The sequence below is a fragment of the Ensifer sp. CCNWLY38 genome, from assembly GCF_037120565.1.
Taxonomy (GTDB): domain Bacteria; phylum Pseudomonadota; class Alphaproteobacteria; order Rhizobiales; family Rhizobiaceae; genus Ensifer; species Ensifer adhaerens_H.
Genome location: NZ_JBBBBO010000003.1, coordinates 173,617 through 186,771 on the forward strand (window position 1 = coordinate 173,617; position 13,155 = coordinate 186,771).

Consider the following 13,155-nt stretch of genomic DNA (forward strand, 5'->3'; position numbering starts at 1 on the left):
CCAATCCCCTGCTTCGGCATCGTCAGCCCGCCTTGTTGACCCGCATGTACCAATCCACCAGCCGCCGGACCTGGCGCTCGGTATAGCCGCGCTCGGTCATGCGCTGGACGAATTCTGCATGCTGCTTCTCGGAGGCGCTGTCCTTCTTCGAGCCGAAGCTGATGACCGGCAGCAGGTCTTCGACCTGACCGAACATGCGCTTCTCGATCACGTCGCGAAGCTTCTCGTAGCTCGTCCAGGAGGGGTTGCGCCCATGGTTCTTGGCGCGGGCGCGCAGGGTGAACTTTACGACCTCGTTGCGGAAGTCCTTGGGGTTGGCAATGCCGGCCGGCTTTTCGATCTGCGACAGCTCGCTATCGAGGATCTCCCGGTTGAGGATCTGCCCCGTGTCGGGATCCTTGAAGTCCTGATCTTCCAACCAGGCGTCGGCATAGGCGATGTAGCGGTCGAAGAGGTTCTGACCGTATTCGCTGTAGGATTCGAGATAGGCCTTCTGGATTTCGTGGCCGATGAATTCGGCGTAGCGCGAGGCAAGCTCGGACTTGATGAAATCGAGATAGCTCGCCTCGGTCTCCTTCGGGAACTGTTCGCGGCGGATCGCCTGCTCCAGGATGTACATGAGGTGCACGGGATCGGCCGCGACCTCCTTGGTGTCATAGTTGAAGGTCTCGGACAACACCTTGAAGGCAAAGCGGGTGCTGATGCCGGTCATGCCCTCGTCGACGCCGGCGGCGTCGCGATATTCCTGAACGGACTTCGCCTTGGGATCGGTGTCCTTCAGGTTCTCGCCGTCATAGACCCGCATCTTGGTATAGAGCGGCGAGTTCTCGTGGCGGGCAAGCCGCGTCGAGACCGTGAAGCGGCTGAGGCTTTCCAGCACCTCGGGCGCGCAGGGGCTCTTGGTGAGTTCGCTTTCGCGCAGCAGCTTCTCGTAGATCTGCCGTTCCTCGGTAACGCGCAGGCAGTAGGGCACCTTGACGACCAGGATGCGGTCGAGGAAGGCCTCGTTGTTCTTGTTGTTCTTGAATTGCAGCCATTCCGATTCGTTGGAATGCGCAACGACGATGCCCTGGTAGGGGAACCCTCCGAAGCTTTCGGTGCCGTTATAGTTGCCTTCCTGGGTCGCCGTCAGCAGCGGGTGCAGAACCTTGATCGGGGCCTTGAACATTTCGACGAATTCGAGCAGCCCCTGCGTCGTGCGGTTGAGGCCGCCGCTGTAGGAATAGGCGTCGGGGTCGGCCTGGCTGTAGTTTTCAAGCTGGCGGATGTCCACCTTGCCGACCAGCGAGGAAACGTCCTGGTTGTTCTCGTCGCCGGGTTCTGTCTTCGCGATCGCCACTTGGCGCAGCCGCGATGGCATCAGCTTGACCACACTGAACTTGGAGATATCGCCGTCGACTTCGTCGAGCCGCTTCGTCGCCCAGGGCGAAATCAGACCGGTCAGACGGCGCCTGCCGATCCCGTACTTGTCCTCGAGCAAGTCGGCCATGCGGTCGGGATGAAAGAGACCGAGCGGGGATTCGAAGACGGGGCTGACCTTGCCGCCGACTGCCAGCGTGTAGATCGGCTGCAGCTCCATCAGTTTCTTCAGCCGCTCGGCGAGTGACGACTTGCCGCCGCCGACCGGTCCGAGCAGGTAGAGGATCTGCTTGCGCTCCTCGAGCCCCTGGGCAGCGTAGCGGAAGTAACCGACGATCCGCTCGATCGTGTCTTCCATGCCGTAGAAATCGGCGAAGGATGGATAGATCTTGACGGTACGGTTTGAAAAGATGCGGCCGAGACGCTCGTCCGCGCTGGTATCGATCAGGGTTGGATTACCGATGGCAGTGACCATCCGCTCTTGCGCGGTGGCATACATGCTTTTGTCGTCGCGACATGCGAGGAGGTATTCTTGAAGGCTGATTTCTTCTTGCGCTGCACTGGTATAGATCTCCGAGAAGAGATCAAAAACGTCGCATTCGCTCTTTTGCATCATGCTCTCCCGCGGCCGCTGGCTGAGACGGGGATCGCTGCTTATCGGCTCGCTCATTCGAATAAACGGCGTCCCATGCGCAATGTTCCCTCAGAGTACTCGCTTTCTCGTGATTCTCGAAGGGGTTGTTTCGATGAATGAAAAATCGTGACTGCGACATCACGAAATCCTGATCGGACCGGTGGTGACGGGGCAAGAAGGTCGGCACGATCGACTTTCGCGAAGCGTGAAAGCCATGCTTTCCGCCCGCGCGCGAAGAGTTGGCTTCCTCAGCCGCTGACTGGCGCGCCGAGGTGATGGGCAAGGAAGGCCAGAACCGCATCCCGCATGGTCGGCGTTTCGACGTGGCCGATGCCTGGCTCTGCAACCAAGGATAAGTTGCGCTCGGCGCCAGCCGCCCGATAGGCGGCGCGCGTTGCGGCATGGGCCCGCTCCACCGCCTGCGGCGGCGTCAGCGGATCGTCGAGCCCCACACAGATCAATTGTGGCCGCGGGGCAACGAGCCCGGCGATTTCGCCGGTCGAGGTCTCCGTGAGCAGGCCGGGGATCGTGAGATAATGGCCGTGCAGATCGTGAGCGCCGGTTGCGACGAGCGTGGCGAAATCCGCATAGCAGCAGAGGTGGGCGATTGCCGCGATCCGCGGGTCGAGCGCAGCCAGGAAGTAGGAGAGGGTGGCGCCCATCGAGATCCCGGTCATGCCGATGCGCGCCGGGTCGACGTCGTCACGCATTGAAAGCCAGGTGAGCGCTGCCTGCTGCTCGGAAAGCATCTGGCCGAAAAGGGTTTCGCCATACCAGAGGGCAGCCTTCGTCGCGGCGCTCTCTGTTACGATCGAGCGCTCTCCGAACGTCGGCATGTCGATGCACAGGGTAACGAAGCCGTGCTGCGCGAGAACGGGCCCAGGCGGGCTGAGCAGTGCCGGTCGGCCATCAAGCAGTTCGTTCGCGCCGATCTCGTAGCGTCCGCCATGGGCATGGGCGTAGAGGATCGCTGGTCGAGGCCCGTCGTTGACGGGTGGTCGTGTCAGAAAGCCGCGGATTTCAGCGCCGTTGCGAGGTGTGCGAAAGCGCAGCCTCTCGACGACATAAGAACCACGATCCTCCATCTCGCAGACATCCGGAAATAGTTCCGTATCGGCGAGACCGAGAAGCGTGCGCAGGCGCTGGGCGGAGAAGGGCATCGGCCGCGCCTAGCGAACCAGCCAGCCGCCGTCGACCGGCAGCACGGTTCCGGTGACATAGCCGGACGCAGGTGCTGCGAAGAAGAGCACGGCGGTCGCCAGATCGCTTGGCGTTCCCCACCGCCCCATCGGAATGCGCGCGGAGATCTGGGCGTTGCGATCGGGGTCGTTGCGCAGCGCCTCGGTGTTGTCGGTCGCCATGTAGCCCGGCGCAATCGCGTTGACCGTAATTCCGTGCGGTGCCAGCTCGTTGGCCATTGCCTTGGTAAGGCCGGCAATGCCGTGCTTCGATGCCGCATAGGCCGGCACGCGGATGCCGCCCTGGAAGGTCAGCATCGAGGCGACATTGACGATCCGGCCCGCGCGTCCGGTCGAAACCATGTGCCTGGCTGCCGCCTGCGACAGCAGGAAGGCCGCCTTCAGGTTGACGTCGAGCACGCTGTCCCAGTCTTCCTCCGAATAGTCGAGCAGGTCGGCGCGGCGGATGATGCCGGCATTGTTGACGAGGATATCGACGCCGCCGAGGGCAGCCACGACGTCGCCGATCGCCGACGCCGCGTCGAAAGGCTTGGAGAGATCGACGGTCAGTTCGTGAAAGCGAACACCCGCCTCTCGTACCAGCGCCGCCGTTTCGGGCATCGGCGACGAGCCGAGGGCGGCGATATCAGCGCCGGCCCGCGCGAGTGCCAGGGCCATGCCCTGGCCGAGGCCGGTGCGGGCGCCGGTGACGAGGGCGGTCTTGCCGGTGAGATCAAACAGCGCGTTCAAGGCGGAGCCCCTTCTCGTTGAAGAGATGGATGGGGGCGGCCGCCAGCGACAGCCGGATGTCGTCGCCCTGCGCGAGGTTATGCTGGCCGGGAGCAACGACCAGCAGCTTCTGGCCTGCGACATCTGCATGCAGCACGGTTTCCGAGCCGAGCGCCTCGACGAGCCGGATCTTCGCGGGAATGCTGTTTTCGCCTGCATCGAGCGTGATGTGATGCGGCCGCACGCCGAGGGTGATTGGTGCTCCGGCTGCGACTGCGCCGCCCGCCATCGGAACCTCCAGGCGGTGACCGCCCTTCAGCGTCGCGACCGCCGTGCCGGCGCCTGCCGCTTCCAGCGTGCCTTCAAGGAAATTCATGTGCGGCGAGCCGATAAAACCGGCGACGAAGCGGTTGGCCGGCTTGTTGTAAAGCTCGAGCGGCGTTCCGATCTGCTCGATGCGGCCGGCCCGCAAGACCACGATGCGGTCGGCAAGCGTCATCGCTTCCACCTGATCATGCGTCACATAGATCATCGTCGCCGACAGCCGGGCGTGAAGGGCCGCCAATTCTGCACGGGTCGAGCCGCGCAGTTCCGCGTCGAGGTTCGACAGCGGTTCGTCGAGCAGGAAGGCGACCGGGCGTCGGACAATTGCGCGGCCGATCGCAACGCGCTGGCGCTGCCCGCCCGAGAGCTGCCCCGGCCGGCGTTCGAGATAAGGCTCGATTTCCAGCATGCGGGCGGCTTCCCCAATGCGCTCGGCGATCTCGGCCTTCGGCATCCGGGTGTTTTCGAGGCCGAAGGCGAGGTTCTGGCGCACGCTCATGTGCGGATAGAGCGCGTAGGACTGGAAGACCATGGCGAGGCCGCGGTCGGCGGCCGGCACGTCGTTGACCACCTTGCCGTCGATCGCGAGTTCTCCGCCGGTGGGCTTTTCCAGCCCGGCGATCATGCGCAGCAGCGTGGACTTGCCGCAGCCGGAGGGGCCGACGAAGACGACGAGCTCGCCGTCCTTGATTTCCAGGTTGATGTCATGAAGCACGTCGACAGCGCCGAACGACTTGGTCACATTGGTAAGCTTGATGTGGCCCATGGGTGCCCCCTTATTTCAATCCGGTTCCGGCAATGCCGGTGGTGATGAAGCGTTGCAGGAAGATGAAGACCAGGACGACCGGGATCATCGTCACGACCGTCATGGCGAGAATGAAATGCCACTGCACGTTCAGCTCGCCGGAATAGATGCTGAGGCCGACCTGCAGCGTGTATAGCTCCTTGCGGGAGAGCACGATCAGCGGCCAGAGGAAGTCGTTCCAGCGCCAGACGACGGAGAAGATCGCAAGCACGGCGAGCGCCGGTGCCGTCAGCGGCAGGATGATGCGCCAGTAGATCTGCCACTCGGACGCCTTGTCCATGCGCGCGGCGTCGATCAGCTCGTCGGGAATGGTCAGCATGTATTGGCGCAGGATGAAGACGCCGGTCGGTGTCGCGACCGTCGGCAGGATCACCCCCCAGAGATTGTTGAACAGACCGAGCGCCGAGACGATCGAATAGAGCGGCACCATGATCACCGAGAGCGGCACCATCAGCGTCGCAAGGATCAGGAGCATGGCGAAGGTGCGGCCGCGGAACTCGTATTTGCTGAGTGCAAAGGCGGCCATCGAGTTGACGATGAGCGTGATCACCGTCGCTGTCACCGTGACGAAGACGGAGTTCCAGAGATAGCGGACGAAATCGAAATGGGTGAAGGGCTCGCTGTAGTTCGAGGTGGCGAAGGACATGGTGCGCACCGGCGCACGCTCGGCGATGTTGACCTTGACGATCTCGGTCGGTTTGTCCGGCGAAACCATCTGGCTGACGATGCCGATGCGGCGAACCTCGGCGAGCACCTTCCTGCTGCCATCGGCAAGCGTGACTTCGTAGAGGTCGAGCGGCTTGTCATAACCTTCGACGGTCGCCTTCTGCGTCACATAGGGCATGATCGTCGGCGGAAACTCGGCAAGCGCTGCCGGCGACTTGAAGGAGGAGCCGACGAGCCAGACCGCCGGCCCGAACATGATGAAGAGACCACCGACGAGCCAGACCCAGGTGACGATATCGGTCCAGTGCCAGCCGTTGCGGCCGCGGCGGCGGAAGATGAATTCGGCGACGCGGCTCATTTGCGGCCTCCCTTGTTTTCGCCTTTGCGGCCAAGGCCAAGCTGCACCAACGTCAGGATCACCAGCACGACGCCCATCAGGATCGAGGCGGCTGCTGCAAGGCCCGGATTGCGCAACTGCGTCGCAAAGCCTGTCTCGTAGATGTATTGGGTGAGATAGAGCGTGCTTGTTCCCGGGCCGCCACCGGTCAACACGTAAACCTCGTCGAAGATCTGCACGGCGCGGATCAAGACGAGCACGACGACGACCAGCAGGTTCGGCATCAACAACGGCAGGGTGATGCGCCAGAAGGCGCGCGCAGGCCGGGTGCCGTCCATTTCGGCGGCCTCATAGAGATCCTTCGGGATCGCCTGCAGGCCGGCAAGCAGGATCAGCGTGTAGAAGCCCATATGCGCCCAGATCGAAACGCCGACGGTCGCGGCAAAGGACCAGTTGCGATCGTTGAGCCAGGTATGCGGCTCGAGGCCGAGACTGTAGAGGCCGAAATTGAGGAGGCCCTGGCGCTGCAGGATCCATTTCCAGATCAGGCCAACGACCACGGGCGACAGCAGCACCGGAAAGAAGAACACCGCCCGCCAGAAGCTGCGCGCCATGAGCTCGCGATTGAGGATCAGCGCCGTCACCAGCGAAAACAGGATCATCAGGCTGACCTGCAGCAACACGAACCACGCCGTGTTGCCGACAGCGGTCCAGAACGTGTCTTCAGCGCAAGTGTTCGGATCGGTGTAGTTCGCGCAGTCGAAGAGACGGGCATACTGCTCGGTGCCAACGAAGCTCCGGTCCGGCAGGAAGAGGGCCGTGCCGCCGGTCATGGAATAGGCGAAGTTGATGAAGAACGGCAGCAGCACGAAGATGCCGAAGATCAGCATGTTCGGCAGCAGGAAGAAGGTCGCCATGCCGCCGATGCCGAGCCGCCGCTGAACCCAGCGCAACGGCGCGTCGATAGCGCTCATAGCCAAGCGAACGGGCACCATGGCCGCCTCGCCAAGGCCGGAGCCGCTTCGTCCTGGAACATCTGCCTTCATCGTCTGCTACCTCACCCACCGGTCGCGCCTATAAGCGCGACGATCGTCACCGGATTTTGATGTTTCGCCCGCAAGAGGCGGGCGAGCGCTATTTGCCGGCACATTTAATAGGTAAGCAAGGACTTACGTGTGTGCGGGCCGATCCGACGGCATGATAGGTCACGCCGTCGGAAACCGGGCATCGATCGCCAGGATCAGTTGCCGCTGTCTTTCACCTTGGTGGCGATATCGGAGTCGATGCGCGTATACGCCTCGTCGATGGTCATTTCCCCTGCAGCCGCCTGGCTGACGCGGGTGACGAGCGCGCCGTAGACGGCGTCGGACCAGAGCCAGCCGGGGAGCTTGCGCGCCTCGTCGGAGAGCGACTTGCTCGCCTCGACGAAGCCGTTGAGCGCCGCCTTCGCCTGGGCGTCGTCGGTCTTGAAGTCGAGCCCCTTGGCAAGCACGCCGTTATGCGCAGGCAGGAACAGGGTGCGTTCGGAGAACTCCTTCACGATCGGCTCGCTCGCGAGATAATCCATCACCTTGGCGACTTCCTTCGGGTTCTTGGTGTACTTGACCGCCACCAGACCCGCGCCGCCGGTCATGCCGGTGCAGTTCGCCGGACCGCAGGGGCTGCCGGTCGCCACCCAGTCGAAGTTTGTGCCGATCTTCGTCGAGAAGTTCGGAACCTGCCAGGAGCCGGAATAGTAATAGACGAGCTGGCCGTTGATGAAGTCGTCCGCAGCGGCGCGATAGGTGGAGCCTGCGGCCGAAACCCAGACGTCCTTGCTCATCGTACCGTCGGCGACCCAGCCGACGAAGGTCTTCAGGAAGTTTTTCGTGCCGTCGTCGAGCGGAGCCGGTTTGCCGTCGGTGCCGATATAGTTGCCGCCAAAAGCGAGGTTCGGACCGCTCAAGCGATGGCCGGAGCGGTCGAGCGCCATCGGGAAGGGGACCTGCTGGTTTTCGGCCACCTGCTTGGCAGCCTTTGCCCAATCGTCCCAGGTCGCATCCTTGCCGGGGATCGCGACGCCCGCCTGGTCGAACAGCGTCTTGTTGGCAAAGCCGCCGGCAATGGTGATCTGCGTCATGAAACCGGAGATCTGGTTGGAGCCGTCAGGCCGCATCCAGTCGGCCTGATCGCCGAAGTTTGTGTCCCAATAGGCGGCGTCTGCGACCAGTGGCCTGAGATCGAGCCAGTGCTGGCTCTGGGCCTTCAGGTTGGTGACGCGGGCGATATCCGGGCCGTTGCCCGCCTCAAGCTGCACGGGCAATTGCTCGCGCACGACGCTGTAGGAAACATTGTCGAGGATCACGTTGATCCCCGGGTTCTCCTTCATGAAGCGGTCGAGCAGGTCCTTCAGCACCTCGCCCTCGACGCCATCGGAGTACCACATGATGCGCACGTCGCCGGCCATTGCCGCCGTCGACGTCAGGAGCCCGACGGCGATCGCCGCGAGCATCGTTCCGGTCTTCTTCATTGTCTTTCTCCTCCACTTATCCATACACGAGCTTCCTCCCGCTCGCTTGGGATGGCGCCGGCTTCCCCGGCCGGCGCAATTCTTTTCGCCTTATCTGGCGGCGAGCATGGTTGCCTCACCTGCCACGGTGAAATCCTTGGCGGCGATGGTGCGCCCTTCGGCTTCCGTCGAACCGTCGTTGCGGAAGACGACGCGGCCATAGTCCGGATCGTTGATGACAAAAGATCCGTCACCGGTCTCCTCGATCGAAAGCGCAGCAAACCGGGCTTCGACTTCAGCAAGGCCCGTGGCTTCGCAGACCCGAACGATCCAACGTGTCTTGTGGCCCGGCTGGCGCAACTCCGCATTGGCGGACGGTCCATCGGTGATCGAGGACAGGTCGGTTGCGCCGATCAGCACCACGGCGCCGCGGCCGCTGCGGGCCAGCGCGAGTTTGCCCTTGACCCTGCTTTCGTCGAACTCGGCGACCGGGAACCAGGCGTGGGTGAAATCCGGTTGCTCGCTGACGGTCGCAAAGTCGAGTACGGCCAGCCCCCTGTACTGGTGGGCACGAGGGAGGGTGCCGCAACCACCCCAATAGGAGGGCCGGCCGTACCCGAACTGAATGGTCTCGCCCGGATGGTTGATCCAGATCGCCGCTTCGGGGCGCTGGCCAAGGCGCAAATGCAGCACCGTTTCCTGATAGCCCCATTCGTTCCAGCGATAATGCGCCGCCGAGCCCATGGCGAAATGGCGGCCTTTGTAATGGTAGAGCGCCGCAAAGCGGTTTTCGCCCTGGGCGAAGCGCCACTCCTGATGGGCCGCATCGTCCTCATGGCAGGCGACGGCGGCAAGCGCTTCCGGCACGACGAGGCCGTGATCGCGAAGGCAGACGGCGAGTTGCGGCAGCACATGCACGCGGCGGCCGTACCAGCCCTTGCCCCAGAGCAATCGGGCTACGGCCGAAAGCTCGAGCGAGCGGCCGGCGCAAAGCGTGTGCTCGTAGGAGCGCCCCTGGGCTGCCGTCACCATACCGTGGTGAGCCGAACGGGCGATGATCTCGCAGAGGCGGACGATGCCCTTCTTGGCGCGGTCGGCGATGTCGGCGTCGGGCGAGAGTGCCGCCAGTGCCGTCAGGCCCTTGAGGTCGATCGGGTAATAGGGCGCGGAGTTGAACTCCGCCATTTCCCAGGCCTCGAAATGATCGAGCCAGGCGCGAACGCGGGCAGCACCGACGGCGCTTTGCTCGCTGCCCTTGCGGCCGGAGCGACGGAAGCTCGCCTCGGGGAAGAGATGGCCGGCGAGATAGGCCGAAGTGTGGAACAGAAGCGCGTGGTTTTCGGAGAAATACCACTGCACGTCGTTGCCGGGCTCATCCATCCAGTAGCGGAAGCCAAGGATCGCCTGATCGATGCGATCGCGCGTCTTTTCGCCGATATCCTGGCCCCATGTGGTGCGCGACCAGATCAGCGGCACCAGCGAGAAGTCGGCGCAGTCGTGGCAATCCTCAATCGACGGCAGGATCTCCTCGATCATCGCATCCGTGTCGGCACCGCCGCGCCCGCTTGCAAGCCGGGCAAAGGCGCGCACCGTGTCGCGCTCGGAAAAGCCCGAGATCTCGTCGAGCGTCTCGGCGATGCGATGCCCAAGCGTTTCCGACGGTTTGCCCTGGCGGCCGGCGTGGCAGATCTCGACGCCCAGAGAGCGCGAGGCGACGAAGCCGCCAGCATTGAGCGTGATGCGGAAATGGCGAAAGTCGGCCGGCGTCTCCTCCGATGGTCCGATCACCAGCCTCTTGTCGCCGGCCTTCAGCACGAAGTCGTGGTCGAAGCGCTCGGTCGACATGAAGTCGCCTTCGACCGCGACATTGACCTTGACGTCAAGCGGCAGGGCGGCGGCGAAGAGAAGGGTGATGTCGCCCTCGAAATAGGCGGTCCGGTCAAAATGCATGCCGTCGAGTGCGGTCTCGATATCGGAGGCGGCCGCACTTGGGCAGGGAACGGGCAGCGCCACGCGCGCCGTCGGTCCCGAGAGATAGTCGAACTGGAAGAAATAACGCGCATCGCGTTCGGCGAGGTCGTCGAAGAAGATCGTGACTTCGTTGAGACCGGCCTGGAGCGGCAGTTCGAATTCGGCCTTGGCCTCGAGATTGCGGCTATAGGGCGCCATCCAGCCGACCTCTGCGCCGTTCAGGAAGAGCACTGCACCGCCGCAGGTGCCGAGGCGGATTTTCGCCGGGCCAGCCGTGTCGGCCTCGATCGAGGTGCGGGCCCAGGTCGCAAGTCGTGTTGGCCGGAACCAGAAGCCGGAGAGATCGAGCCGTGGCGAGCCGAAGGGCAGCCACCAGCGGCTGGCCTCGAAGGTGCCGCGCACCTGCGGCCGCTTGCCGCGAAACTGTTCGGCAAAAATCGTCCTGCAGGGGTATTCGTGCGGGATGAAGTTCTTGTGCTTGGTCAGGAAGAAGAAGGGGTCCATCTCGCCCTTCATCGGCTGGTCCGGCACGTCGAAGCGCTCCTCGGCAATCGCGCCGAGCTGCCAGTAGCCGACGGCCTGTCCCGCAGCGAGGTTCTTCTTCAGATGGAAAATCGTATCGCTCATTTCAGCTCAGCCAAGGCTACGGGGGTGACGTCGTTGTATTCCTGGTTCTCGCCGGTCATGCCCCAGACGAAGGCATAGGGGCCGGTGCCGGCGCCCATATGGATCGACCAGGCGGGCGAAAGCACGGCGTCGCCGTTTGCGACGATCAGGTGCCGGGTCTCCTCCGGCTCGCCCATCACGTGGACGATCCGGTCTTCGGACGCCATGTCGAAGTAACAATAGGCCTCCATTCGGCGCTCGTGCACATGCGGCGGCATGGTGTTCCAGGCGCTGCCTTCGGCCAGATCGGTAATGCCCATCAGAAGCAGGCAGGAGGGCATGACTTCCGGATGGATGTACATGACGAGGCGCCGCTTGTTCGAGCGCTTGACGTCGCCGAGCTCGAGCGCCTTTGCCTCGGCCCTCTTGATCAGCCGGTGCGGCAGTTCGGCGCCGGCGGGCACCGAGTTCATGTAGAAGCGGGCCGGGCGGTCGGCGCTCTCGCTTGCAACGACGATCTCCTTTGCACCACGCCCGACATAGAGCACGTCGCGATTTTCGAGCACGAAGTTCTTGCCGTCGACGGTGATGGTGCCGGTGCCGCCGAGATTGGCGATGCCCATCTCGCGCGCCGAAAGCAGATAGGGCGTGCCGATATCGGCGCCGGAGCCGAAGGATACGCTTTTCGTCTTCGGCACGGCGCCGCCGAGGATCAGCCGGTCGACATGGGTATAGGTGAAGTTCACCGCGTCTTCCGCAAAGAGATCACTGATCAGGAACTCGCGGCGCAGCCGCGCCGTGTCGTAGCCTTTGATATCCTCGGGGTTGGCCCCGTAGAGAACCTTCATCGTCATGCTGCCTGTCCTTCCGCGCCGACATGCTGCAGGGCTTCGGAGAGGCACAGGATTGCCAGTGCCTGGCCATAGCCGGTCGGCTGAATTGGTATGTCCTTGTAGAATTGCAGGTCGTGGCCCATGCGTGTGCCGTAGGAGACGTTGAGCACGGTGCCGCTTTCATCGATGTTGCGCATCACCGCCTCAAGTGCGCGCAGTCCGGCGTTGCGCCATGCCGGCGTTCCATAGCCGAGCCGATAGCCCTTGAGCAGGCCGTAGCCGATGCCGGCCGTCGCGGAAATTTCCTCATAGGAGGTCGCGTCGTCGAGCAGCGTGCGCCAGGCGCCGGAAGCGGCCTGCAGCGGCAACAGTGCCTCGACCTGGGTGACGAGCACACCGCGCAGGTATTCCTTGACCGGTGCCGCGAGTTCCGCGAGGTCGAAGAAATCGAGCATGCCGGCGGTGATCCAGGCATTGCCGCGGGCCCAGCGGGCGCGGGCGAAATTGTGCCGGCCGTCGAAGGTCCAGCCATGGAACCAGAGGCCCGACTGGGTGTCGGCCAAGTAACGGGCATGGACGAGAAACTGCCGCGAGGCCTCGTCGACGAGTTCGCGACGGCCGCTGGCCTGGCCATAGGAGGCTAGGAACAGGGCGACCATGTAGAGCGTGTCGTCCCAGAGCTCGTTGTCATTCACCTTGTCGGAGACATGGTGCTCGAAACCGCCTTCCGGCGTCCGGCCCATTTCGCTCATCACCCGGTTCGCCCAGTCGTCGAGCAGCGGCTTCCAGCGGGGATTCCTGGATTTGGCCCAGAGAACCGAGAGGCCGAGCATCGGCGCGGTCGTGTTGACGTTGAGTTCCGGAAGCCCGGCAGCAAGGCGTCCTTCGTACCAGCCTTCGATAAGCTGACGGATGTCCTCGCGGCCGGTAAACAGCCAGAGCTTGATCAGGCCGTAGAGGCCGACACCCTGCGGCCATTCCCAGCTTTCGAAGCTGATGTAGTCGCCTGCGGTGCCGTCGAGGTTCGGTTCATCGAACCGGCCGTCATGCTTGAGTCCGGTCATGCCGCCGACAAGACGATCGAGACCCGTGCGAATATCGTGGGCGTTGAGGCCCATGGCACTCCTCCTCCTTAAGCCGCTCTTCCCTCGGCTTTCTTGAGAAAGATAAAGGCACGATGTTTTTTCTTGCGCAATATGAAAATTTTTCCCAATATTGTGGCAAG

The 13,155-nt window shown here is 63.3% G+C and carries 10 protein-coding genes; all 10 read right to left on the minus strand.

The window, feature by feature from the left end:
- Window positions 1-22: 22 nt before the first annotated feature.
- A complete protein-coding gene (locus V7S54_RS07915; RefSeq protein ID WP_034798403.1) occupies window positions 23-1,972 on the minus strand; it encodes a PrkA family serine protein kinase in 1,950 nt (649 codons plus the stop codon).
- 269 nt (window positions 1,973-2,241) lie between these two features.
- Window positions 2,242-3,153: an alpha/beta hydrolase family protein gene (locus V7S54_RS07920; RefSeq protein ID WP_336408141.1), complete on the minus strand. Its 912-nt coding sequence runs from the start codon at window positions 3,151-3,153 to the stop codon at window positions 2,242-2,244.
- A 9-nt stretch (window positions 3,154-3,162) separates the two neighbouring features.
- On the minus strand, window positions 3,163-3,921 hold the full coding sequence (gene kduD / locus V7S54_RS07925; protein WP_065373399.1) for a 2-dehydro-3-deoxy-D-gluconate 5-dehydrogenase KduD: 759 nt from the start codon (window positions 3,919-3,921) through the stop codon (window positions 3,163-3,165).
- A complete protein-coding gene (locus V7S54_RS07930; protein WP_065373398.1) occupies window positions 3,905-4,990 on the minus strand; it encodes an ABC transporter ATP-binding protein in 1,086 nt (361 codons plus the stop codon). Before V7S54_RS07930 ends, kduD begins: the two co-directional genes overlap by 17 nt.
- A 10-nt stretch (window positions 4,991-5,000) precedes the next feature.
- Window positions 5,001-6,053: a carbohydrate ABC transporter permease gene (locus V7S54_RS07935; RefSeq protein ID WP_336408142.1), complete on the minus strand. Its 1,053-nt coding sequence runs from the start codon at window positions 6,051-6,053 to the stop codon at window positions 5,001-5,003.
- Window positions 6,050-7,078, minus strand: coding sequence for a carbohydrate ABC transporter permease (locus V7S54_RS07940; protein WP_065373396.1), 1,029 nt, complete (start codon window positions 7,076-7,078; stop codon window positions 6,050-6,052). The genes V7S54_RS07935 and V7S54_RS07940 overlap by 4 nt, the downstream gene beginning before the upstream one ends.
- 194 nt (window positions 7,079-7,272) lie before the next feature.
- Window positions 7,273-8,541, minus strand: a complete 1,269-nt coding sequence (locus tag V7S54_RS07945; protein ID WP_336408143.1) for an ABC transporter substrate-binding protein — start codon at window positions 8,539-8,541, stop codon at window positions 7,273-7,275.
- A 90-nt stretch (window positions 8,542-8,631) separates the two neighbouring features.
- Entirely contained in the window at window positions 8,632-11,118 is a 2,487-nt protein-coding gene (locus V7S54_RS07950) for a hypothetical protein (RefSeq protein WP_336408144.1), read from the minus strand.
- Window positions 11,115-11,951, minus strand: a complete 837-nt coding sequence (gene kduI, locus V7S54_RS07955) for a 5-dehydro-4-deoxy-D-glucuronate isomerase (RefSeq protein ID WP_336408145.1) — start codon at window positions 11,949-11,951, stop codon at window positions 11,115-11,117. Before kduI ends, V7S54_RS07950 begins: the two co-directional genes overlap by 4 nt.
- Entirely contained in the window at window positions 11,948-13,048 is a 1,101-nt protein-coding gene (bglB, locus tag V7S54_RS07960) for a beta-galactosidase BglB (RefSeq protein WP_336408146.1), read from the minus strand. The genes kduI and bglB overlap by 4 nt, the downstream gene beginning before the upstream one ends.
- Window positions 13,049-13,155 lie beyond the last annotated feature (107 nt).

Bases quoted from the DNA above. Each gene is read 5' to 3' on its own strand.
- V7S54_RS07940 (WP_065373396.1), bottom strand. From the start codon at position 7,078: ATGAAGGCAGATGTTCCAGGACGAAGCGGCTCCGGCCTTGGCGAGGCG.
- V7S54_RS07945 (WP_336408143.1), bottom strand. From the start codon at position 8,541: ATGAAGAAGACCGGAACGATGCTCGCGGCGATCGCCGTCGGGCTCCTG.
- bglB (WP_336408146.1), bottom strand. From the start codon at position 13,048: ATGGGCCTCAACGCCCACGATATTCGCACGGGTCTCGATCGTCTTGTC.
- V7S54_RS07915 (WP_034798403.1), bottom strand. From the start codon at position 1,972: ATGCAAAAGAGCGAATGCGACGTTTTTGATCTCTTCTCGGAGATCTAT.
- kduI (WP_336408145.1), bottom strand. From the start codon at position 11,951: ATGACGATGAAGGTTCTCTACGGGGCCAACCCCGAGGATATCAAAGGC.
- V7S54_RS07950 (WP_336408144.1), bottom strand. From the start codon at position 11,118: ATGAGCGATACGATTTTCCATCTGAAGAAGAACCTCGCTGCGGGACAG.
- V7S54_RS07930 (WP_065373398.1), bottom strand. From the start codon at position 4,990: ATGGGCCACATCAAGCTTACCAATGTGACCAAGTCGTTCGGCGCTGTC.
- V7S54_RS07920 (WP_336408141.1), bottom strand. From the start codon at position 3,153: ATGCCCTTCTCCGCCCAGCGCCTGCGCACGCTTCTCGGTCTCGCCGAT.
- V7S54_RS07935 (WP_336408142.1), bottom strand. From the start codon at position 6,053: ATGAGCCGCGTCGCCGAATTCATCTTCCGCCGCCGCGGCCGCAACGGC.